The 21,354-nt window shown below is 52.4% G+C and carries 19 protein-coding genes; 8 read left to right on the forward strand and 11 right to left on the reverse strand.

Annotated features, from left to right (window positions below):
* Nucleotides 1–29 precede the first annotated feature (29 nt).
* Entirely contained in the window at nucleotides 30–662 is a 633-nt protein-coding gene (locus ACP5D4_RS04620; RefSeq protein WP_428010454.1) for a hypothetical protein, read from the forward strand.
* Nucleotides 663–775: 113 nt separating this feature from the next.
* Here ACP5D4_RS04620 and ACP5D4_RS04625 read toward each other — a convergent pair whose 3' ends face one another.
* Entirely contained in the window at nucleotides 776–1,570 is a 795-nt protein-coding gene (locus tag ACP5D4_RS04625) for a pantothenate kinase (RefSeq protein WP_428010455.1), read from the reverse strand.
* Nucleotides 1,571–1,809: 239 nt separating this feature from the next.
* Between ACP5D4_RS04625 and ACP5D4_RS04630 the strand changes: the two genes are divergently transcribed.
* Both ACP5D4_RS04630 and ACP5D4_RS04635 read left to right on the forward strand, forming a co-directional pair.
* Nucleotides 1,810–4,395 (forward strand): GAF domain-containing sensor histidine kinase, encoded by a 2,586-nt coding sequence (locus ACP5D4_RS04630; protein ID WP_428010456.1) that lies wholly within the window; start codon nucleotides 1,810–1,812, stop codon nucleotides 4,393–4,395.
* A 125-nt stretch (nucleotides 4,396–4,520) separates the two neighbouring features.
* Nucleotides 4,521–5,381, forward strand: a complete 861-nt coding sequence (locus tag ACP5D4_RS04635) for a tetratricopeptide repeat protein (RefSeq protein ID WP_428010457.1) — start codon at nucleotides 4,521–4,523, stop codon at nucleotides 5,379–5,381.
* Here ACP5D4_RS04635 and ACP5D4_RS04640 read toward each other — a convergent pair.
* The gene (locus ACP5D4_RS04640) at nucleotides 5,378–5,797 is read right to left on the reverse strand and encodes a hypothetical protein (protein WP_428010458.1); all 420 of its coding nucleotides are present in this window, start codon (nucleotides 5,795–5,797) and stop codon (nucleotides 5,378–5,380) included. The two genes, ACP5D4_RS04635 and ACP5D4_RS04640, sit on opposite strands and share 4 nt — an antisense overlap.
* Nucleotides 5,798–6,103: 306 nt before the next feature.
* A complete protein-coding gene (locus ACP5D4_RS04645; RefSeq protein ID WP_428010459.1) occupies nucleotides 6,104–6,526 on the reverse strand; it encodes a hypothetical protein in 423 nt (140 codons plus the stop codon).
* A 266-nt stretch (nucleotides 6,527–6,792) separates the two neighbouring features.
* Here ACP5D4_RS04645 and ACP5D4_RS04650 point away from each other — a divergent pair, with 266 nt between their 5' ends.
* Nucleotides 6,793–7,785 (forward strand): glycosyltransferase family 4 protein, encoded by a 993-nt coding sequence (locus tag ACP5D4_RS04650; RefSeq protein ID WP_428010460.1) that lies wholly within the window; start codon nucleotides 6,793–6,795, stop codon nucleotides 7,783–7,785.
* A 254-nt stretch (nucleotides 7,786–8,039) separates the two neighbouring features.
* Here ACP5D4_RS04650 and ACP5D4_RS04655 read toward each other — a convergent pair whose 3' ends face one another.
* From ACP5D4_RS04655 to ACP5D4_RS04665, 3 genes are read right to left on the reverse strand one after another with little or no spacing between them, the layout of a single operon-like run.
* Nucleotides 8,040–8,735 (reverse strand): helix-hairpin-helix domain-containing protein, encoded by a 696-nt coding sequence (locus ACP5D4_RS04655; RefSeq protein WP_428010461.1) that lies wholly within the window; start codon nucleotides 8,733–8,735, stop codon nucleotides 8,040–8,042.
* A gap of 40 nt (nucleotides 8,736–8,775) precedes the next feature.
* The gene (locus ACP5D4_RS04660) at nucleotides 8,776–9,252 is read right to left on the reverse strand and encodes an NINE protein (RefSeq protein WP_428010462.1); all 477 of its coding nucleotides are present in this window, start codon (nucleotides 9,250–9,252) and stop codon (nucleotides 8,776–8,778) included.
* On the reverse strand, nucleotides 9,213–9,452 hold the full coding sequence (locus ACP5D4_RS04665; protein ID WP_428010463.1) for a hypothetical protein: 240 nt from the start codon (nucleotides 9,450–9,452) through the stop codon (nucleotides 9,213–9,215). Before ACP5D4_RS04665 ends, ACP5D4_RS04660 begins: the two co-directional genes overlap by 40 nt.
* 428 nt (nucleotides 9,453–9,880) lie before the next feature.
* Between ACP5D4_RS04665 and glyQ the strand changes: the two genes are divergently transcribed.
* From glyQ to ACP5D4_RS04680, 3 genes are all read left to right on the forward strand, one after another.
* The gene (gene glyQ / locus ACP5D4_RS04670; protein ID WP_428010464.1) at nucleotides 9,881–10,744 is read left to right on the forward strand and encodes a glycine--tRNA ligase subunit alpha; all 864 of its coding nucleotides are present in this window, start codon (nucleotides 9,881–9,883) and stop codon (nucleotides 10,742–10,744) included.
* A gap of 136 nt (nucleotides 10,745–10,880) precedes the next feature.
* Entirely contained in the window at nucleotides 10,881–11,360 is a 480-nt protein-coding gene (locus ACP5D4_RS04675) for a DUF4079 domain-containing protein (protein ID WP_428010465.1), read from the forward strand.
* 202 nt (nucleotides 11,361–11,562) lie between these two features.
* Nucleotides 11,563–13,740, forward strand: coding sequence for a ComEC/Rec2 family competence protein (locus ACP5D4_RS04680; protein WP_428010466.1), 2,178 nt, complete (start codon nucleotides 11,563–11,565; stop codon nucleotides 13,738–13,740).
* A gap of 6 nt (nucleotides 13,741–13,746) precedes the next feature.
* Here ACP5D4_RS04680 and ACP5D4_RS04685 read toward each other — a convergent pair whose 3' ends face one another.
* From ACP5D4_RS04685 to ACP5D4_RS04700, 4 genes are all read right to left on the reverse strand, one after another.
* Nucleotides 13,747–13,989: a type II toxin-antitoxin system HicA family toxin gene (locus ACP5D4_RS04685; RefSeq protein ID WP_428010467.1), complete on the reverse strand. Its 243-nt coding sequence runs from the start codon at nucleotides 13,987–13,989 to the stop codon at nucleotides 13,747–13,749.
* Nucleotides 13,973–14,191, reverse strand: a complete 219-nt coding sequence (locus tag ACP5D4_RS04690) for a type II toxin-antitoxin system HicB family antitoxin (RefSeq protein ID WP_428010468.1) — start codon at nucleotides 14,189–14,191, stop codon at nucleotides 13,973–13,975. The genes ACP5D4_RS04685 and ACP5D4_RS04690 overlap by 17 nt, the downstream gene beginning before the upstream one ends.
* Before the next feature lie 264 nt (nucleotides 14,192–14,455).
* Nucleotides 14,456–15,304, reverse strand: a complete 849-nt coding sequence (locus ACP5D4_RS04695) for an SWIM zinc finger family protein (RefSeq protein WP_428010469.1) — start codon at nucleotides 15,302–15,304, stop codon at nucleotides 14,456–14,458.
* A 117-nt stretch (nucleotides 15,305–15,421) separates the two neighbouring features.
* The gene (locus ACP5D4_RS04700) at nucleotides 15,422–18,538 is read right to left on the reverse strand and encodes a DEAD/DEAH box helicase (RefSeq protein WP_428010470.1); all 3,117 of its coding nucleotides are present in this window, start codon (nucleotides 18,536–18,538) and stop codon (nucleotides 15,422–15,424) included.
* A 712-nt stretch (nucleotides 18,539–19,250) separates the two neighbouring features.
* On the opposite strand from ACP5D4_RS04700, the gene cobQ reads away from it, so the two are divergent.
* Entirely contained in the window at nucleotides 19,251–20,717 is a 1,467-nt protein-coding gene (gene cobQ / locus ACP5D4_RS04705; protein WP_428010471.1) for a cobyric acid synthase CobQ, read from the forward strand.
* A gap of 66 nt (nucleotides 20,718–20,783) precedes the next feature.
* Here the strand turns inward: cobQ and ACP5D4_RS04710 are convergent, their stop codons facing one another.
* Nucleotides 20,784–21,305 carry a hypothetical protein gene (locus ACP5D4_RS04710; RefSeq protein ID WP_428010472.1) on the reverse strand — a complete coding sequence of 174 codons (522 nt, stop codon included), beginning with the start codon at nucleotides 21,303–21,305 and terminating at the stop codon, nucleotides 20,784–20,786.
* Between the last annotated feature and the right edge of the window lie 49 nt (nucleotides 21,306–21,354).

Below are 21,354 nucleotides of genomic sequence, written 5' to 3' on the forward strand. Positions count from 1 at the left end.
CGAGCCTCAACTGAATCGAATCACCAGCTATGCAAGATTTCCTGCGCCTCTCGCTCTCGATCGCTGCTTGTGCCTGTCTCCTGACGGCCTGTAGCGGTGGAGATGGCGAGACAGACGCCTCCGCCAACGGCGAATCGGAGGCTCTCCCGGAACTGAGCGCTACCGCTTCTGCGACGCCGACGCCTTCTCCGTCTCCGGCGGCGTCTAGCCAGGAGGCACAAGCAACGGAGTCGGACGGGAATCTGTATCGAGATCCCAACGGGGCGTTTTCGATTTCGTTTCCGGACGATTACGCCAAACAACCTCGAGTCAACGGGTTAGAGTTTCTCTCTTCGGACGGAAACTTTGGCGGCGAAGTTCTCTATTTAGAGGAAAGCCAACAACTGACGGACGAGGAACTCGAGGAACTGTTTATCGATCGATACAAAGCCACTTACAACAATTTCGGCTGGTTAAATACGGAACTCCAGCCGGATAAAAGCGTTCGTGTCGATTGGCGAGGTCAAAACGCCCAGGGTCAAGATGTCGATGCGGTGAGCTATATCGAACAGCACCGCTCTCGCATCTATATTTTAAATCTTTACGGCATTGACGAGTCTTACGATCGCTATCTCGACGATGCCAACGTCATCGTGGGAAGTTACAACGTCAATCCCGATTAATCGCCATCGCAACCGGGCAAGCTTCTGAGACGCCTGGTATTGCCAAATTTAACTCACCCCTAGATCCCCGGTCTCTTCGAGAGGCCGGGGATCTGTTTGTTGTCTGTTCTCGATTAATTCTCAAAAACGGCAGTTTTCAGCCCGATAAAGAACGCCTGAGCATCGTAGTGAAGCTGGGGCGCCCAGGGGGGAACGCACTGCACCAATCCCCCTCGCAACCGCCAACCGTCGCCCCCCGTCAACACCACCGACGTATTGGGATAATCGTGCCACCAGACTTCGATGAAGTCGCGCAATCCGGCGAGAACGGTGTAGGTGATGCCGCTTTCGATGGCGCTGGGGGTGTCTTTCCCCCAGCGGGGAGGACAGGAAGCGTCCGCGTCCAGGGCGATTTCGGGAAGGGCCCCGGTATCTCGCGCCAGCGATCGCAATTGCAATCTCAACCCCGGTAAAATGGCACCGCCGACGAGGGATCGATCGCTCCCTACAGCGGTCAGCGTCAAAGCCGTACCGCCATCGACAAGCAACACCGGAAACCCGAAACGGATTCCTGCTCCCAATACCGCCAAGGCGCGATCGATCCCCAAGGTCGGATACAATCCCCGTAACGGTACGTTGTCGAGACTCAAATTCGTCAGGGGAAGGCGGGAACGCCACAACCGCAGTTGTTCGGGAACCACTGAGGCGACGATTAACCGCAGATCCCCTTGCTTCGAGACGGCGCACCAGGGCGAAAAGTCGAACTGGCTCTCTTGAAGGCGATCGATCTCCGTTGCCGTTAAATGGGGCGTGTCCCACGCAGCCGCGATCGCCTCTCCCTCGAATCGGGCCCAATGCAAGCGCGAGTTGCCAATGCCCAACCCCAGCCAGGGACGGCGGTTATGGCGCAGGTCGGAAAAATCAGACATCGTTCGAGAGACCTCGTTAGAATAGGGAGAAGGCCGGCGTGAGGGGGAGTCGGGAAAACTACACCTGTCAGGGCAATTTAATATTTTTTTAATGACGATACAATAAGCTTAATCAATCGATTCGATCGAATCACTGAGGGTGTCAACTCGAAAATTGGCGCGACCCCTTCACCCCAGCGCTGAGGCAGCCCAGAATTGTCGTTCGTCAATGTCACAAGAACCTCGTTCAAGAAATTCCTATGCCTTCCCCCGGTTCTTCTTCCGATCTCATCCTTTCAACCGACGCCATCGCCCCGAAATCCGAAGAGGCGGCGTCCGAAGAAACGACGATCGACGAGAATCCTTCTTCCTGTCCGGATCGCTCGGAACTCGAACGACAAGTCCAACTGGCGACGCTTCTTAACGAAATTAACGTTCAACTGAGCAGTACCCTCGACTTAGACGAAGTGCTGTCAACCGCCTGTCGGTTGCTCTGTCGTACCCTCAAGTGCAACCGCGCCAGCGTTCTGGTACGGGAAGAAGAAGCCCGGAACTTATTCGTCACCCGAGGGGAATACAACGACGGGGACTATCCCTCGCAATTGGGCATCGAAGTCAACCCGAAGGACAACGCCCACTTACAGGCATTGCAAGAAACGACGAAAGCGGTAGCGGTCGAACGCTTCAGTGATTTTCCCGGTTTGGGGGAAGCGTCTCTGCAAATCGTGGAATCTCTGCAAATTCGCTCGATGCTGGCCATCGCCACGCGCCACCAAGGGGAAGTCAACGGCATTATCGGCCTGCATCAGTGCGATCGCGAGCGCGTCTGGCAACCGTGGGAACAACAACTCCTCGAAGGGGTCGCCCGACAACTGGGTATCGCCATCGATCGCGCCCGTCTTTACAAAGCTACTCGCGACGCTGCCGCCCAGGAAGCTTTTCTGCGCCTCGTAACCAACAAAGTCCGCAACACTCTCGACACGCAAACCATCCTCCAAACTGCCGTCCAAGGCGCTCGGCGGTTGTTACAAGCCGATCGCGTCGTCATCTACCAGTTTCACGAAAACTGGCACGGTAGCGTCGTCGTTGAGGATGTGGTTCGACCCTGGACTTCGGTGTTAGGCAATATGGGCGCTGACGACTGCTTTTCGGGAGAATACGCCCACCTCTATCGAGAAGGGCGCGTTCGCGCCATTGACGACGTGCAGGCTGACGACAAGCTCGATCGCTGTCACGTGGAGTTTCTCGAACGCTTGCAAGTTCGCGCCAATCTCATCGTCCCCATTCTCTTGGGGAAACCGAGGCGAAACGACCTCCCCCAACTCTGGGGATTGCTCATCGCCCATCACTGTCGCGCCCCGCGACGCTGGAAAACTCGCGAAAGCCACTTAATGACGCAACTGGCCGATCAACTCGCCATTGCCATCGGACAGGCGGACTTGTACGCTAAATCTCAAGCTCAAGCCCAGCGAGAGAGCTTGTTGCGGTTGATGACCGATCGCGTGCGGCGCAGTCTCGATTTACCGGAAATTTTACAAACCGCTGTCACGGGAATTCGCGATCTCCTCGAGACCGATCGCGTGGTAGTTTATCAGTTTGTCGAGGGTTGGCAGGGGGAAGTGGTGGTGGAAGATGTCGCCCGTCCTGAGTGGTCGATTTTAACCCAGGAAACCCGCGACGACTGTTTCCACGGCGAACACGCTCAACTGTATCTGAAAGGGCGCGTGCGGGCGATCGATGACATTCACACCGATCCCGAACTCGATGTCTGTCACCGGAATTTTCTCCATCGCATCCACGTGAAAGCCAATCTCATCGTTCCCATCGTCACTCGCCGGACGGATTCGGGGGAACTCTCGGAATCGCGACAGTTGTGGGGGTTGCTCCTGGCTCAAGCCTGTGAGTCCCCCCGTCCTTGGAAACCAACGGAAATCGAACTGCTCTCGCAACTGGCCGAACAGGTGGCCATTGCCGTACAACAGTCGGAACTCTACACTCAAACGAAAGCTCAAGCTCAAGAGTTGCGACAAACTCTCGATCGACTGCAATCGACGCAACTGCAACTCATTCAAAGTGAAAAACTCTCGGGATTGGGCAAAATGGCGGCCGGTGTCGCCCATGAAATTAACAACGCTAATAATTTCATTTTCGCAAACCTTCACTATGCTAGTGAATACGGAACTTCCCTTTTAGAAGGAATCGAAACGCTAGATATTGCGGAAGTCGAGGAGTTAAAAGAAGACCTGGATTTCGACTATCTTCGGGAAGATTTTCCTAAAGTCATGAAATCCATGAAGGATGGTAGCCAGCGCATTTCTAGCGTAGTTAACGCCCTGCAAACATTCTCTCACCTCAACGAAGCTGAACTGAAACCCGTCGATTTACATGAGTGTCTCGATAGCAGTTTGGTGATGCTCCAACGGCGGTTTAAATCAGATTTAAAAGTTTGCAAACAGTACGATGAAACCTTGCCAGAAGTCGAATGTCGCCCCGGCCAAATCAATCAAGTATTTTTCAACTTAATTGAAAACGCCCTGGACGTTTTAGAAGACTTAGAAGTGCCGGGACAGTTGACCCTTCGTACCGAACGGCTCTCAGCGGAGTGGGTGCGGGTGGCGGTGCGCGACAACGGGCCGGGAATTCCCGAAACCGTGCGCGATCGCGTTTTCGATCCGTTTTTCACCACCAAATCTGTCGGTAAAGGCACGGGATTGGGTCTCTCGACCTGTTATCAAGTGGTAGTCCAAGCTCACGGCGGCAAACTATACGTCAACGACAATCTCTCTTCGGGAACGGAAATCGTTATAGAATTGCCCGTGGCGCAGGAGGACGGCGAACCGCGCTGATTCAATCAGGATTAATATTCAATCAGGATTAATTGTGAGAATTAATTGTGAGAATTAATTGTGAGAATTAATTGTGAGAATCGTGAAGGTCAAAGGTTAATGTTAAAAGTTGAGGAGATGGGGTTGTGGGTTGGATCGTAACGGTGTCGATCGCGTGGGTTTGGTGTTTCGGGTTGCTGGGAATTAACGGTTCGATACCGTTAGCTCAAAGTAATTTAGCTCAAAGTAATTTAGCTCAAAGTAATTTAGCTCAAAGTAATTTAACTCAAACCCAGTTCGAGCAGTTAGAAAATCTGTTCGATCGAGCCATTCGATCGAGCCAACAGGGAAACTTTACCGAAGCAGAAAACGACTGGAGCGACGCCATCGATCGCTTTCCGGAAAATCCCGCCCTTTGGAGCAATCGCGGTAACGTTCGCGTCAGCCAAAACCACCTCGAGGCCGCCTTATCCGACTATAACCGAGCCATCGAACTCGCCCCCGAGGTTCCCGACCCCTATCTCAATCGCGGAACGGTGTACGAAGCCTTACAACGCTGGGACGATGCGATCGCCGATTACAACCGCGTGTTAGAACTCTCTCCGGAAGACCCCGCCGCCTACAACAATCGCGGAAACGCCAAAGCCGGACGGGGAAATTGGGAAGAGGCGGTGGAAGATTACCAAAAAGCTGTGGAAATCGCCCCAGATTTCGCCTTCGCCCGCGCCAATTGCGCTTTAGCCCTCTATCAAATTGGAGAAACTGACGAAGCGGTGCGTCGCATGAAAAATATCGTGCGTCGTTACCCCCAGTTTGCAGATATGCGGGCGGCGTTGACAGCCAGTTTGTGGGCGAAAGGAAGTCTCGGAGAAGCCGAAAGTAACTGGGTGGCGGCTTACGGGTTGGATTCCCGCTACGGCGATTTAGAGTGGGTGGCGCAGGTGCGTCGCTGGCCGCCTCGCATGGTGGAGGCGTTAGGGGATTTTCTGAATTTAAACGGCCGTTAACCCGTAATCGGGTTGTCCCGTTCGCGCCAATCCTCCTCAGTGCGCGGTTCGCGGGAGGTTAAACTTTCTCGAACATCCCGAGACTCGCGGCTTTCTTGGGCTTTCAGCGCGGACTCGAAAGCGCGATCGAGGTCGTTGGTACAGTCGTCCCAGTAGCCTCCCGACTTTTGGCGGCGGATGATGTCGCGGGTGGCGCCGATGAGGTCGGCGAAGGTGTAGCCTTCGTTTTGGATGGCGTCGATGAGGGTTCCGAGTTCCTCAGAGAGTGCTTGTCGCTTGCGTTTGGCAAGGTTGCGGACGAGGCCGACGTACAGAGAATCGTAGCTGTCGTTCACGATCGATTTAGCAGCGTTAGAAACATCTAGAACAGGTCGATCGCGCGTGGGAGTTGCACGGGCGACTGTGACCGTTGACATCCTCACCGCCGAAGGAAGGACGGTGATTCCCAAACCTCGCGATTTGGGTTCCTGCTTCCTTCTCTCTCGAGTTTTTCGCAGTGGCTCTCCGGATCGAGATCCTTCAAGTCTTACACTCGCTTCACAGGCTGTAACGGTGTGTCCCACCGCCAAAATTCCCATTCAATTGGAGTTTTAGGCAAACTTACTAACTTGGGTTTCGTTAGCCAGTTTAACCATTCACGTCCATTGTACTGTAAAGCCGCCCTAGAAGGGCGGGGTTTCAAACCCAAAATTTTCGATGATAGCCCACAAACTTCCTCGTCGCTACCGGGACGCCACCGAATCTCGTTCGCGGTTTTCGAGTTCTCGGAGTTTGTCGGCGTAGTAACTGGCGATTTCCACTTTCAGCCAGGGATCGCGATCGAGTTGTTCGACAATTCGGGCGATGGCGGGATATCGTTCCATCAGCGGAGACAGCAAGGCGCGATCGCAGACGATGGCGCGAACCAGTTCCACGAGTTCGCCGTAGCGCCGACAGTCGCACTGTATCGCGCCATCGGCGGGGGTTCTCGCGGTTCTCAACGCCTGTCGGACGACCCACTGTCCGACGGGGGGAACTTGCCAAATCCAGCTTTGTTTGAGGAGGTGTCTCAAGACAATACTTCGAGTTGTCAGGAGGACACCCGCACAGTCGGCCAGGGTTTCAGCACTATCGCCGATAGCTGGCTTCGAGATGTTTGCTAACATCAGTCGATCTCCTAATCAAACTGCGAAAGTGCGACCCTTCGCAGAGGAAACTAGATATGTCCCGAGTTGTGATTGGGTTGACAGTATGTTCGATGGTAGTCGATCGAATCTTACCGCGTCTGTCGGTTGTAGGGTAGAGATCGATCCACCTCGGGGATCGCTTTCCCCTTGCCAAAATTCTCTCCTGCGGTAGAGGATACGCCATCGGGAGCTTTAGCAACAGATTCGAGTCTGAATTGGGGACAACAAACTGGAGAAAACAACAAATGACGCCACGTGGGATCTCTGTAAACCTCATCGGCCGCGATAACGGTTCCGGATTGACTCGAGATACGCAACTCCTAGCGAAAATTCTCGAAGCCGCAGGTTTTTCAGTCAGTTATTACGCAGTCGGAAAGCCGAGTCTCCCTCACAAAGTCCGCCGCCTCACCACCGCAGTCGAACAATGGACGAGTCAAACCCTACGCCAGCGTCCCCGCTACGATATCAACCTTTTTATTGAAGATGTGGTACCTCGCTGGTTTCCCTTCGCCCGCAAAAATTGTTTGATTCCCAATCAAGAATGGTTTCGCCAGGAGTGGAAACCCTATTTATCGCAATTCGACGCGATTTTATGTAAAACCCATTTAGCCGAAGCGGTGTTTTCGCCCTTGGCGCCGACGGAATTTATTAGTTTTAGTAGTTTCGATCGATCTCGCCGCGATATTTCCCCCAATTACGATCGCTGTTTTCATCTAGGAACCACCAGTTCTCGCCTGGGAACCACGGTATTGTTAGACTTGTGGCGATCGCGTCCCGACTTTCCCCAATTAACCCTAGTCCGCCAGCAACCGCCACCGTCGGACTTCAAGGCGGACAATATCGACTATATCGAAGGCATCGTTTCCGAGGAAACCCTCGTCACCTATTTCAACCGCCACGGAATCCAGGTTTACCCCACGCAAATGGAAGGATTCGGTCATCGTCTGGTGGAAGCCATGAGTTGTGAAGCATTGACAGTCACGACGAACGCGCCGCCGATGAACGAAATTGTAAGGCCGGAACGGGGGGTGTTGGCGGAGTACGACTCCACCGAACCGCACCTGTGGGGAACGAAGTACAACGTGACAAAATCGACCCTGGAACGAGCCTTAGAAACCGTTTGGGGGTACGATGAGGCCAAGCGACGAGAATTTGGAAAACGGGGTCGATCGTGGTACGAAGAGAACGATCGCTTTTTCCGCCGTCGGCTGGTTGAAGTGTTGCAGCATTTAATTTAGCAGCGTTTAATTTAATTTAAGTCAATTTCAGGGAGGTTTGCTGATGGACGAAACGACCATTGCAGGAAGTTGGGTTGATTGGGTAACGGTTATCGGTTATCTCAGCATTACAGGCGTCATCGTTTGGCGCGTTTTGTTTAAATAATCGAGTTTTTCGCGGTTTTGGCAACCTTAAACCGCTAGACGCAAAACTAGATACCCGGCATCTTGAAGATGCCGGGTATCTGAAATTTTACAGACCCCTCAAAAACCACTTAAATCAAATGCTGAAACGCTTTCAGCGGTAAATTCGTCCGGCGTTTGATATCCATTACCGATTTAAACTCCCCATTTTGGCGTTCTCGGACGATAGTGAGCGCCACTGTGCGATCGAGTCCCGCTACCATCAGTTCCTCAACTGAAAACGTATTCAAACGACGCCAGGATACCTCTTCTTCTTGACTGGGATAATAGCCAAAAGTGACAAAGGGTTCGATTTTTTGGAGCATATCTGTAGGAATTCCCACAATTTCGTTGAGTTCTTCGATATGAGTAAATAAATACCCTTCACTGCGTAGCGTTTCGATATCGTTGGCGTACACGATGGGGATTCCCAAACGACGAACCAGATCGTCTTTAGAACAGTTATTCAGATCGATTTTTTGTCCCGAAAGAGTGAGTTCTCGAAATGAATTGCTTTCACCCGAAATCGCAGGTTCTTGGCGACCCATTTTTACCAAATAGTCGTTTTTTAGGAAAAACGATGTCACAATTTGTCCGATCCAAAGTAACCCGACAATTTCCGATTCTGATAAAATAAAAGAACAGGCAGTAAATCCGGCACCCAGGTAAATCCATTTATTGACTTTCGCTTTCGAGCCAGCATAAACGAGTGCCAATCCTCCAAAGGCGGGAACAAACGACCACCAAACCCATTGCGGGACTTTAACAAACGGGGATTTTTGAGACACGGCTTTCAGTTCTCGAAACGACTAGAAATGATAGTTTTTGTTATAGCTCTTTTAGCAGTTTTTGACGTTTTTCTTCATACTCTTCCGCTGTCAACGCCCCGACTTCGTAGAGTTTTTTAAGGTCGGATAACGCGCGAGTAATTTCGGTGGCACTTCTCGTTTTCCCTGGAGAAGATGTCATCACGGGATTATTTTGCACCACCGTAACCATGTGATTATACCGGGCGTTAAAGGCGGAGTCTGACATTAAGAGCAATCCGATAAAATCGAAGATTGCCAGCCGCCCTGGAATACCCGTCCAGCAAAAAAGCAGGTATAATAACCCTGCAAAATTTTGGCCTAAATAAAACTTGTGAACTCCCAGCCATCCTAAGAAAAACGTGAGTAAGATCGCAACATTTTTGTTTTTCACGATTTGTTCTTCTTTGAGTGCCATAATCCGTGACTCTAAACTCATTTTTGGATAATTCAAACTGCCTAAAAAGAATCGCCCTGACGCCATTTTAAGTTGCGCCATTTTTTGAGCCGTTTTTGACCAAAATAGATGGCGACGATGCCGAATTGGACGGCTAATAGAACGAAGTATCCTCTCAAAAAGACGTTAAACTGAGAAAACTGAGATCCCGAAAGTCCGGCAAAGACGATCGCCCCCAACAGGGTGTATGGAAGCAACTGACGCAATCCAGAAGAGACGTACTGAAGTGGCTTGGGTTTCATCGGTATTTTTTTGCACTCAAAGGCTCGAATTCCGGAATTTTGCGGCGAGACGGCAAAATCGGGAATCGCTTGTGGATTTAGAGGAGTCGAGAGCCAGTGAACTCACTCCCACTCAGGAATTCAAGAAAGCAGACGATCGAGGAAATTCAAACAAAAAGTTGAAAACGCGATCGCGGTATTTTTTCTAAGTTAACAAATTCACTGAAATTCGTCTATCGATCGCGCCCTAGTTTGGGGAATTTTAAGGTCTCCTTTAAATCTATCGCGTCGGGGTTTGGGATTTTACAGAAACGGCGCTTTTTCGTCGTAAAAATTTACAAATTCTGGCGGATGGCGAGTCGATGGCCCGGTCGTCCCCCTCGAGGCGATTGTGGAGAACATCCCCTTGAGCAACAATAGAAAAGCCGAATTCAACGCCAAGTCACCGAATGAACTTTCAATCTCTCGTTCTCACCCTGCACAAATTTTGGAGCGATCGAGGCTGTCTCATCGCCCAACCCTACGATACCGAGAAAGGGGCGGGAACCATGAGTCCCCATACCTTCCTGAGAGCGATCGGTCCCGAACCCTGGGCGGTGGCGTACATCGAACCCTGTCGCCGCCCCACAGACGGACGCTACGGCGAAAACCCCAACCGTTACCAGCATTACTACCAATATCAAGTCCTCATCAAACCCTCCCCCGACAACATTCAGGAGATGTATCTCGATTCCCTCAAAGCCCTGGGAATCCACCCCGAAGACCACGATATCCGCTTCGTGGAAGACAACTGGGAATCCCCAACACTGGGGGCGTGGGGCGTCGGTTGGGAAGTGTGGCTTGACGGCATGGAAATCACGCAGTTTACTTATTTCCAACAGTGTGGTGGAATCGACTGCAAACCCGTTTCGATCGAAATCACCTACGGCCTCGAACGGCTCGCCATGTACCTCCAAGACGTAGAAGCCTTCACTAAAATTCAGTGGACCGATACCGTCAACTACGGCGACGTTCACCTTCAAGGGGAAATCGAACAATGTACCTATAACTTCGAGGCGTCCAACCCGGAAATGCTGTTTACCCTCTTCGGGTTGTACGAACAGGAAGCCGCACAACTGGCGGAAAAAGGCTTAGTTCTCCCCAGTCTCGACTACGTTCTCAAGTGTTCCCACACCTTCAACCTCCTCGACGCCCGAGGGGTTATTTCCGTCACCGAACGGACTCGCTACATCGGACGCATTCGCAACCTCGCCCGACGCGTCGCCCACCTGTACCTGGAACAGCGGGAACAACTGGGCTTTCCGATGAGATGAGGGGATGAGGGGATGAGGGGATGAGGGGTGACGCAGTAAGCGGAGCGATCGCATTTCAACTACATTTTCTCATCTCATCACCTCCTCAACTCCCCTACAATGAAATTTGACTTTGAGGAGAACTAGGAAAGACGTTATGAACCCGAACGAATTGCTAGAACCGATCGCGGCGCCTTTTCGCGATATGGGAATTCCCGATGTCGTCACCCAATGGGGACACCCCGTCATGATGGGGATTGTCGTTGTGGTGATGGGTAGCTTCGTGGCTTGGACCGGATGGCGAGGACGACTCGCGGAGGATAAAGAAACCTCGATGCAAAGTCGCTCGAGTCACCGTAAACTCGCCCCTTTGATGGAAGTATTTATGTTTCTCGGATACACGGGAGGCGTCCTTTCGTTAGCCATTCAGAAGGAACCCGTGTTCTCCAGTCCTCACTTTTGGACGGGAACGATGGTGTTGGTGTTGCTGTTCGTACAGGGTATCAGCTCTCGCCGAAATTTTTGGGGGAATAATGCTGACCTCCGCATGACTCACGCCTACATTGGGAGTACCTTGATGCTGCTTCTCGTGGTTCACACGATTCTCGGTATTAAATTCGGTCTGTCTTTGGGTTAATTGTTGGAGTTGGCGGTATACATGGGCGGTGCGTGACGATTTCTCGGTTTAACCATTTACACCCGATTTTTCAAGTCACGCACCCTTGTATTTTGGCGATGTATATTAGCGGTGCGTGACGATTTCTCGGTTTAACCATTTACACTCGATTTTTCAAGTCACGCACCCTACGATGCTGTTGAATTTTGGCTAATCCTTCCAAGTGCGAAGTTCGGGGTACGTTCTACTACTGGCCTTTATTTTCGGCGTGTTGTTGGCGGAATGGCCGGGAATTCCGTATGTTTGGCTGGCGGGGGGCTGTCTGTTGGCGGCGGCGATACCCTGGTTTTGGCGGACGGGACCTCGGGCGGAAGTTTGGATTGCGGCGGGGTTGGTGGGATTTGCGGCGACGCTGTATTTTCTGTTTCGGGTTCCACAACCGACAGCGATGGATGTGAGTCGGTATGCGGGAAATGAGGTGACGGTTCGCGGTACAGTCGTCGAAACCCCCACTCTCAATCGAGAGCAAAACGTTCGCTTCGTGTTCGAGACGCGGGCGATTTTTACTGAGGAACAGCCGCAAACCGTCTCGGGAAAGCTCTACGTCACGGTTCCGATTTTGCAGGGAACGGGGTTGACACCGGGACAGGAACTCTCGATTTCGGGGTATTTGTACGATCCGCCAGCGCCGCGAAATCCGGGCGGTTTCGACTTCCGGGCTTATTTGGCTAAAAAAGGCATTTTTGCGGGTTTGAAGGGGGATTCGATCGACTGGAATACCGCTACGGCAACGTCTGGGTGGGGATGGTGGCAGTTGCGACAGCGCATCGTCCGCACGCAAGTGGAACGGCTGGGGGTTCCCGAGGGAACGCTATTGAGTGCGATGGTGTTGGGGCGACGGGCGGTAGATTTACCTTACGACGTGCGCGATCGATTCGTTCGTGTGGGGTTAGCCCATGCGTTGGCGGCGTCGGGGTTCCATGTTTCGCTGATTTTGGGGGCGGTGTTGGGCGTTGGGCGAAATTTGGGCGATCGATCGAAATTTTTCCTGGGAAGTGCCACGCTACTACTCTATGTCGGTTTGGTGGGATTTCAACCGTCGGTGTTGCGGGCGGCGTTGATGGGTTTGGCGGGGTTGCTGGGGTTGGCGACGCGACGCCGCGTCAATCCGGTGGGGGCGTTGTTAGTGGCGGCGACGTTGCTGCTGTTGGTGAATCCGTTGTGGATTCGGGATTTGGGCTTTCAGTTGAGTTTTTTGGCGACGCTGGGGTTGGTGGTGACGGTTCCGCCGTTGGTGAAGCGGTTGGATTGGCTTCCTCCGGTGGTTTCGCCGTTACTGGCGGTTCCTGTGGCGGCGATTGTTTGGACGTTACCGCTTCAACTGTACACTTTCGGACAAATGCCTGTGTATAGCGTTGTGGTAAACGTGGTGACGACGCCGTTTTTGGCGCTGGTGACGTTGGGGGGATTTGTTAGTGGGTTGGCGGCGTTGGTGTTTCCGCCTGCGGGAAGTTTTATTGCTTGGGGATTAACTTATCCGATTCGGGGACTTTTGCAAATTGTGGAGTTTTTCTCGATGCTTCCCAAAACGGCGATCGCTGTCGATAAAATCTCGGTGTTACAAGTTGCGATTCTCTATGGAATTCTCGGGATGGTTTGGTGGATTTCCTCGCGGGAAAAACCCAAGTTTCCCAAATTCGCGGGATTTTTCAGTTTGTGTCTCGCGGCGATGGCGATTGTGGTGGTTCCTGCGGTGGGGGAAAAGGCGAATTTGCGGCGGGTGACGGTGTTGGCGACGCGGGAACAGCCTTCGATGGTGTTACAGCAGGGATGGAAGACGATGCTGGTTCACGGGGGAGATGAGGATAATACGCGATATGCGGTGTTACCGTTTTTGCGAAGTGAAGGGGTGAACCAACTGGAGATGGTGGTGGCGATGTCGGATGGGGAAGGTTGGGATTTGCTGGGGGAGATGTTACCGGAGACTGGGGTTTACGGGTTGGAGGGTGGGGAATTTGAGGAATTTGAGAACATTCGGGTTGAAAAGTTCGAGATGAAATCTGTTTTGTCTCAGTCTGGGATGTTGCGGTTGTCGGGGGGAGGGGAAACTTGGGCGATTTTGGGGGATGCGACGCGGGAGGAACAGGAGAGGTTGTTGGCGTCGGGGGAGTTGTCGGCGGTGTCGGTGGTGTGTTTTTGGGGTCGATCGCTTGATGTACGATTGTTGGAGGTTTTGAATCCGTCGATCGCAATTTTGGCGTCTGATATCAACGATGCGGCGAAGGCGAAATTTGAGGAGATGGGAGTTTCGGTGTTTCGACTTGATGTTGATGGGGCGATTCAGTGGACGCCCAATCGGGAGTTTGAACCGGTTTTAGAGGGTTCGATCGATAGGTTTTAATACCATTTATAGATGGTCGATAAAATCATCTACCGTAACTTGTGCTTGTCGTAAAACGTTACTCAGCGTACCTATTTTCAATTCTCTGTTTTTCAATTCTCTGTGTAGCGGCATGACACAAACAATCTCTCCATTATCCAACGCTTTCTTAAGCACGACATGGCTGCCAGTTTGCCTCGATTCATAAAATCCTAAGCGTTTTAGACTTTTTATAGCGTTCTGACTGGATACTCTAGGCAGTCTCGGCATAACTGACTTCGATACTGGTGACAAATCGAGGGCTGGTTTCGGGAAGATTAGACTCTTCGAGATAAAGTCTTGTGGCTTCCTTGAGATTGGCTAAAGCTTCTTCGATTGTTTCCCCTCGATCGGCAGTGCCAACTTCGGGGCATTCTGCAACATACATATCGTCTTCTTTATAAATTAGAGCCGTCAAAGTTTTCGTTTTCATGGGAGTCTCGTGTCACTCGGCGAACCGATCTACGGTATCTATATTTTAGCTTATACGGAATCCGTTCCCGATAAGCTAGGTTTCAAGAAGCCCTCACCCCGGGAGGATTGTCAGGTTCAGCAAAACCAGTATTTGGAATTCGGCTTCTGTATTAGCTGATTTTCGAGAAATCGACGAGTCTGAAGTGTGGGTTAGGTGGCAACGGTGAAACCCAACAAAGACCCGTTGAGATGTTGGGTTTCGTTCCGTAATTTTAACGGACTTTCAAAGACTCGATTTCCCGCCTTCCATCGCCGCAGAAATGGCATTTTGACTCACCGTCGCGTACACCTGTTTCAAATAATCCCGAACCTGTTCGCTCACCGCCGCCTGCTTCGCTAAGGAGGTTCCGCCGTTTCCGTTAGAAAAGGGAATTAATCCCAGAATGTCTAAAACGGTTTCGTCTTGCAGCGGCGGACTAATCACCACTAATGAGGAATCTAGCGGCGTTTTATATTCCCAAAAATTATCGATTTCGATGGGTTTTTCTTCTGCTTTTTGGGAAACTTTTACCGGGGCAGAATCGGCGTTTTCTCCCGCGCGACGTTCCCGCAAAGCTGCGATAATTTGTTCCTTAGTCCGTCCCCGCAATTGAAATAACAAAAACGGATCTTCTGCAAAGCGATCGCCCAGTAAATGATACACGGCGATAATATGTTTGCAAGGGTTAGCTTTGTCGGGACAAGAACAGCGCGATCGAATCTCTTGTAAACTGAACGGAAACAGCCGCAATCCGTTCGCAGCAAAGACATCTTCAATATTTGTTGGCATTTCTCCCGACAACAGTTTGGCGGAAAAAATTACCTGTTCTGACAAAGTATTGATGACGAATTCCCAATCTTCCTCAGAAAAGGTATCTAACCACAGAGAAATGTGATAGGGTTCGTCTTCGGTTCCCTGTACGTCGGCGAGAACTTTTTGGTCTTTGAAGTTGATGCTGAGAACGTTTCCTTTTCGGGCGTAATTTCGACCCCGTTTTAAACGTTTCTTAAATCGATATTTATCGAGTAAATCGAGCCATTGTTGTACCCACCATTCGCGCTCTGGATTAATCTCTGAAAGGTTGTAAGTCATAGTTTCTCTTGAAGTATTTCAAAAATTTAGGCGTCGGGACAACGGCTGTTTTTCCCGACAATCTTCGGCATTAAAGACTCAATAGAAATCAAAAAAAACGCCACAAAAACAAAGTGTTCAAGCCTCGTCTTCTTCCACGATCGCACGGCGATCGAGTAACAGTAAATTCCGCAAGCGATCGGTGTCGAGTTCCGTCAGCCAGGATTCCCCAGAACCCACCACCTGTTCCGCCAAGGCTTGCTTACTTTCAATGAGGTCGTGAATTTTCTCCTCCAAGGTTCCCGTACTGACAAACTTATGAACTTGAACGTTTTGAGTTTGTCCGATACGAAACACCCGGTCGGTGGCTTGATTTTCCACCGCCGGATTCCACCAGCGATCGAAATGAAACACATGGTTCGCCCGCGTTAAATTCAACCCCGTTCCTCCCGCTTTCAACGAAAGAATAAAAACCGGCGGTCCTTGAGGGTCTTGTTGGAATCGATCGACCATAGCTTCCCGTTGCGCTTTGCGCGTCGCCCCGTACAAATAAAGCACTTCGCGCCCCAACCGTTTTTCCAAATGGGCTTTCAACACTTTTCCCCATTCAGCGAATTGCGTAAAAATCAAAGCGCGATCGCCCTCCGCAATAGATTCCTCGAGAAGTTCCTCCAACCGCTGCACCTTTCCCGAACCCCCCGCCATTCGATCGAGAATCGCCGATTTGTTCTTGCGGTTCTTCAACCCCAACAACTCCGGATGGTTGCAAACTTGCTTCAATTGCGTCAGCAACCCTAACACCAAGCCGCGACGCTGCAACCCTTCCGAAGACTCGATTTTCGCCATCGACTCCTCCACCAACTCTTGATACCGTCGCGCCTGTTGCGCCGTCAACGAACAGAACACCGTAGTTTCCTGCTTTTCCGGTAAATCCTGAATAATGTCCTTGTCAGTTTTCAAACGGCGCAAAATAAACGGTTGAACCAGCGATCGCAACGTTTGCAACGAATCCGTATCCCCATACCGTTCGATGGGAATCGCAAACCGCCGCTTGAAAAACGTCGGCGTTCCCAAATACCCCGGATTCAGGAAATCCAAAATCGACCACAACTCCGACAAACGGTTTTCCACAGGCGTCCCCGTCAGCGCCACCCGAAACTGAGTTTCCAACTGACGCACCGCCTTCGACTGCTTCGCATCCGGGTTCTTCACATTTTGCGCCTCGTCGAGAACCACCACCCGCCAGTCGATTTTCTGTAAATCCTTCAAATCCCGATGCACCAAGGCGTAACTGGTGATGACGAGATGTTTCGGTTTCACCGTTTTCAGGAAACTTTGCCCCTTGGGGCGTTTGTCGCCGTGGTGGACGAACACCGACAGCGAAGGCCCGAATTTCTTCACCTCCCGTTCCCAGTTCCCCAACACCGAGGTCGGACATATTAATAATGTAGGCCCGTCGAGATCGCCCCGTTCCTGCAAATGCTGCAAAAAGGCGATGGTTTGAATGGTTTTCCCCAACCCCATATCGTCCGCCAAACAAGCCCCCAAACCCCAGCGTTCGAGGAACGCCAGCCAACCCACACCTCGGGCTTGGTAGGGGCGCAACTCCCCTTGAAACTTCTCCGGGGCGGCGATAGGTTCCAGGCGGCGTTTCCCGGCGATGGTATCCATCAAGGCTTGTAGATGTCCGCTGGCTTCAAAGCGGACAACGGGGAGTTTCCCCAGGGTTTGGGTGTCGCCTCCGGTTCCGATGCGAAGGGCGTCTTCGAGAGAGAGGGATAAGTCGTCTTGGCGTTTGTCGAAAAACTCGTTGGCGGCTTTCACGTCCGCCATGCGGAGTTCTACCCATTCGCCCTCGATTTCCACGAGGGGACTTCCCAAGGTGAGAAGTCGATCGAACTCCGCTTTGGAGAGGGTTTTACCGCCGAGACTCAACTCCCATTGGAAATCCAGCAACCCTTTCAATCCCAATTTTGCCCCTTTCTTGGGCGGTTCGGCGCGAACCACCAACCCCAACCGTCCCGATAAACCTTCGACATTTTCCAAATTCGGCGGTAACACCACCCCCAAGCCGTTTTCTTGAAACCGCCAGCGGGTGCTTTTGAGGAATTCGTAAGCTTGAATCGGATCGAGATCGCATCCTTTGGGGCGAGGGGTTTGTAAGGCGGCTTCCAGGGTGGGATAGAGACGGGACGCCAACCCCAACCCGCTTAACAGGGTTTCCTGGGGTCGATCGATCTCCCGTCCGCGCACCGCGAGGCGATCGACGGCATGATTCCATATGGTATCGGCCGAAACGAGAAATTCCGGGTCTTCCGCCGCTTGCAGGTAAAAATCCAACCGCCAATCTTTGCCGTTTTCCGCCGGGGGTTGCAGTCGAAACGCCGTCCGAAACTGGTTTTCCCCGGACAACGCCGAACTCACCGGGGCTATCCAGCTATTCAAGGCGGTGGCGAGAGGTTCGGCTTGTTTGAGTCCTAAATTCACGCGCGGCGAGGCTTGACTCAACGACTCCAACCAGTCTTTCACGGGAGAATTGAGAGGCGGTAACGGTACGTCTCCCATATGTTGCCGAACTTGCGTGTCGGTGAAGGTTTCGAGGAAACGGCGCAGCAGGGTTTGGGGCGTCGGCGGAACTCCCGTTTCGGCGTCGGGATAGGCGCGACAGCTTCCCGGCATTTGTTTGGCGAAACGGTGGAAGCGATCGGTATCGGTGGCACTGTCGAGGAGGGGTTGCCAGAGGCTTTCGAGGGAACCGTCTGGGCGAACCCGCAAGCCGGGGAGGAATTTACCTCGGGCGAGTAAATCCAGGGTCCACCGCGCCACGTGAGACCAAAATTGTAAATCCGCCCCGACGAAGGACTCGGTTTCCGTCAGTTGTCCCAAGGGCAGGCTGTGGAGGAATTCCACCGCTTGGGCGGGGTCGAGGCTGAATCCTGCGACGCGCCAGGGATGTAGCGTGAGTTCGCCTGCGGAGGGGGCGGCGGAATGTTGAGGAACGCCATCGCCCCCCTCGCGGGTTTGGCTGGGCAGCAACAGAATTGGCGACGCGGGCTGAAACGGTTCTGTTACCGCCAGTTGGTGGGTTTGACGGAGGCGATCGAGCAAGTCTTGCAGTTCCTCGCCCTCCAGGGCGAAGGGGTTGTCTGCGATGTCTTCTTCTGAGGACACCGTGGGGTCTAACCGACGCCAAGTTTCGCCCCAGAGAAAGAACCGGGATTCGCGATCGCGCCAACTGCCGTGTAAGATTGCCATGCTCGATATTCAGGGTGAAACGAAACTTGAATCTCGACGTTCAGCGAGGCCAAGTCCGCACCGTTATTGGCGCGATGCCTGGCTGCGTCTGCGGTTGTCTCGCGTCACCTCGATCGATTGAAGGGGGTCGATCGAAGTCGAGAGGCGTTAAAAAAAGAGTTTTGAAAAAAACCGTTTTAAAAAAACCGTTTTAAAAAACCGTTTTAAAAAAACAGTGTTGAAACAACAGTGTTGAAAAAGCTTTCACTCAAACGGTTCGGCGCGATCGGGCTATATGTGAAGAAGCGAGACACGCCATTTAACCGCACATCATTCCCATTATACAACATTTCATCGACAACGTTCAATGGAAATTGAAGGAAATCGAAGGAAATCAGATTGACAATCTCGGCGAGTCCCAACCCACCCTTGAATTTCCCAGCCAGTCCGCAGGCGCTACCCGCCTGACATCGCGAAAAATCGCGTGTAAGATGTTAGCGACAACGACAAATATCCCCGAAACTGTTCGAGACTTCGATTTGTGAGAGTACAGCGCAGTTTCTCTTCGAGCCTTCTGTCTCTAGCTCACCATTCGAGAAAATAAGGAGAACAGGAGTATGTTGGCGGTGTACCTTGTCGGTGTGTGACGATTTCTCAGTTTCAGGTTGGACACCCGATTTTTCAAGTCACGCACCCTACACCTGTTCGCTGTTCACTGAAAAAGGTTGTCGCCATGAAAGCGATTACGGTCGTCAGTACGACATCTCAAGCCGGAAAATCAGTACTCACGACCGCGATTTGTCGTATTCTCGCTCGTCGAGGCATTCGCGTCGCGCCCTTCAAAAGCGTCACCCTCAGTTCGCAATCTTATTTGACCGAAATCGGCGGAGAAATGGGATACGCCCAAGCCCTGCAAGCCTGGGCGGCCGGGATTTCTCCCGCCGTGGAAATGAATCCCGTCTTACTCAAACCCAAAGGCGACAACTCCTTCAAACCCTTCGTCAAAGGCAAAGGAGGCGGTACGATTTCCGTGACGGACTTTTGTAGTTGGGCCGAAAACGACGGTTGGACGGTGGTGCGGAACTGTCTCGACCAACTGACGGCGGAGTTCGACGCCCTCGTCTGTGAAGGTGCTGGGAGCGTCGCTGACATTCACCTCAAACGCTGCGACCTGTCGAACATGAAAGTCGCGCGCTATCTCAACTCGCCGACGCTGTTAGTGGTCGATATCGAAAGAGGCGGCGCACTGGCGCAGGTGTTGGGAACGCTGGAACTGCTGGACTCTTTCGAGCGAGGGTTGCTGCGCGGTATCGTCGTCAATAAATGGCAAGGTTCGCGGGTCTTGCTGCAACCGGGTCTCGATTGGTTGGAAGAACGGACGGGACTCCCGGTGTTGGGGGTGATTCCTTCGAGTGAAGTTGCCCGTTCGAACCGCGAAACGTTAAGTCCCCTCGAACGCCACACCCATCGGGGAAACAACGATGTGACGTTGAAAGTGGTACGCTTGCCCCGCATGACCAATTTTTCGGATTTCGACCCCCTGGAAGCCGAACCCAGCGTCAACGTCAAATATGTTTCGCCCAAGCAATCGATCGGTTATCCCGATGCCGTGATTTTACCGGGGACGCGATCGACCATTGCCGATTTGTTGGTGTTACAAGAAACGGGAATGGTGGAAGAACTCAAGGATTACGTCTCCGCTGGCGGCACGATTTTAGGGATGGCCGGCGGGTTTCAGATGCTCGGTCAAACCGTCGCCGACCCGGAAGGAATCGAAGGTGTGGAAGGGCGATATAAAGGATTGGATTTAGTACCGATGAAAACGGTGATTACGACGAACAAAATCGCCCGCCAGCGAGCGGTTACGTCGGCCTATCCCCAAAAGGGACTGCACGTCGTCGGTTACGAAATCCATCGCGGTCGTACTCAGATGGCGGACGGGGAGGAATTTCAACCGCTGTTCGACGATGAAAGTTTGGGAGTTGTCGATAAGTATCAGTCTGTGTGGGGAACGTACCTTCACGGCATTTTCGATAGCGGTCCTTGGCGGCGAGCCTGGTTGAACCGCCTGCGACAACAACGGGGTCTCAAGGCGTTACCGACGGGAATTCCCAGCTATCGCGAACAACGAGAAACCCTCCTCGAGGATTTGACGGAATTGGTTCAGGAAAACCTCAATCTCACGCAAATTTTGCCGTAAAAATTTGCCGTAAAAACTTGACAATTGACAGTTTCTCCCCATCACCCCGATCGCACCATCACCCCATCACGCCAACCACAGAAGCGACGACAAAATCGCCAGACTCGCCAGGAGAGCCACCCAGACAAATCGATTGTCTTGGGTGTTGATTTCGCTGGGATCGATGGGTTTGGGTGGCGGTAAGGGGCGGGGTTTGCGTTTGAGGGGACGATTCGAGCCTTTTCGATCGCTGGCGGTACTTTCTTCGAGGCTGCTTAAATCGGGGATGTTGACGTTCCACTCGGGACGCATGGCCAAACGGGGCGCTTCGAGAATTGCCAACAGACGGCGGCTTTGTTGGCGAGTGGTGATGTGGGGATGTCGCGATAGCTTGCGACATAGGCGGGTGGCGGCTTTGAGGTCGCCTACGGCTTGATAGGCGGTGACGAGCCAGATTTGGATTTCGCCGCCGAGAGGCGTGCCGCGATCGACTAAGGCACAGGCTTGGTCGAGTAAGGTGACGGCATCTCGATACTGACCTCGCTCGAAGAGGTCTTTGGCGGTTTCGTAACGGATACGGGCGAGGTCGGTGCGATCGGGGGTACTCACGGAAAATACCTCGATACGTTTGGAAGCCCTGTCGCTTTAGCGCAGGGAG

The sequence above is a fragment of the Baaleninema sp. genome, assembly GCF_049974805.1.
Classification (GTDB): Bacteria; Cyanobacteriota; Cyanobacteriia; order Cyanobacteriales; family Geitlerinemataceae; genus Baaleninema.

Excerpts from the sequence above, each read along its gene's own strand:
- ACP5D4_RS04620 (WP_428010454.1), top strand. The coding sequence starts at position 30 with ATGCAAGATTTCCTGCGCCTCTCGCTCTCGATCGCTGCTTGTGCCTGT.
- ACP5D4_RS04625 (WP_428010455.1), bottom strand. The coding sequence starts at position 1,570 with ATGTCTGATTTTTCCGACCTGCGCCATAACCGCCGTCCCTGGCTGGGG.
- ACP5D4_RS04630 (WP_428010456.1), top strand. The coding sequence starts at position 1,810 with ATGCCTTCCCCCGGTTCTTCTTCCGATCTCATCCTTTCAACCGACGCC.
- ACP5D4_RS04640 (WP_428010458.1), bottom strand. The coding sequence starts at position 5,797 with ATGTCAACGGTCACAGTCGCCCGTGCAACTCCCACGCGCGATCGACCT.
- ACP5D4_RS04645 (WP_428010459.1), bottom strand. The coding sequence starts at position 6,526 with ATGTTAGCAAACATCTCGAAGCCAGCTATCGGCGATAGTGCTGAAACC.
- ACP5D4_RS04650 (WP_428010460.1), top strand. The coding sequence starts at position 6,793 with ATGACGCCACGTGGGATCTCTGTAAACCTCATCGGCCGCGATAACGGT.
- ACP5D4_RS04660 (WP_428010462.1), bottom strand. The coding sequence starts at position 9,252 with ATGGCGCAACTTAAAATGGCGTCAGGGCGATTCTTTTTAGGCAGTTTG.
- ACP5D4_RS04665 (WP_428010463.1), bottom strand. The coding sequence starts at position 9,452 with ATGAAACCCAAGCCACTTCAGTACGTCTCTTCTGGATTGCGTCAGTTG.
- glyQ (WP_428010464.1), top strand. The coding sequence starts at position 9,881 with ATGAACTTTCAATCTCTCGTTCTCACCCTGCACAAATTTTGGAGCGAT.
- ACP5D4_RS04675 (WP_428010465.1), top strand. The coding sequence starts at position 10,881 with ATGAACCCGAACGAATTGCTAGAACCGATCGCGGCGCCTTTTCGCGAT.
- ACP5D4_RS04685 (WP_428010467.1), bottom strand. The coding sequence starts at position 13,989 with ATGCCGAGACTGCCTAGAGTATCCAGTCAGAACGCTATAAAAAGTCTA.
- ACP5D4_RS04690 (WP_428010468.1), bottom strand. The coding sequence starts at position 14,191 with ATGAAAACGAAAACTTTGACGGCTCTAATTTATAAAGAAGACGATATG.
- ACP5D4_RS04695 (WP_428010469.1), bottom strand. The coding sequence starts at position 15,304 with ATGACTTACAACCTTTCAGAGATTAATCCAGAGCGCGAATGGTGGGTA.
- ACP5D4_RS04700 (WP_428010470.1), bottom strand. The coding sequence starts at position 18,538 with ATGGCAATCTTACACGGCAGTTGGCGCGATCGCGAATCCCGGTTCTTT.
- cobQ (WP_428010471.1), top strand. The coding sequence starts at position 19,251 with ATGAAAGCGATTACGGTCGTCAGTACGACATCTCAAGCCGGAAAATCA.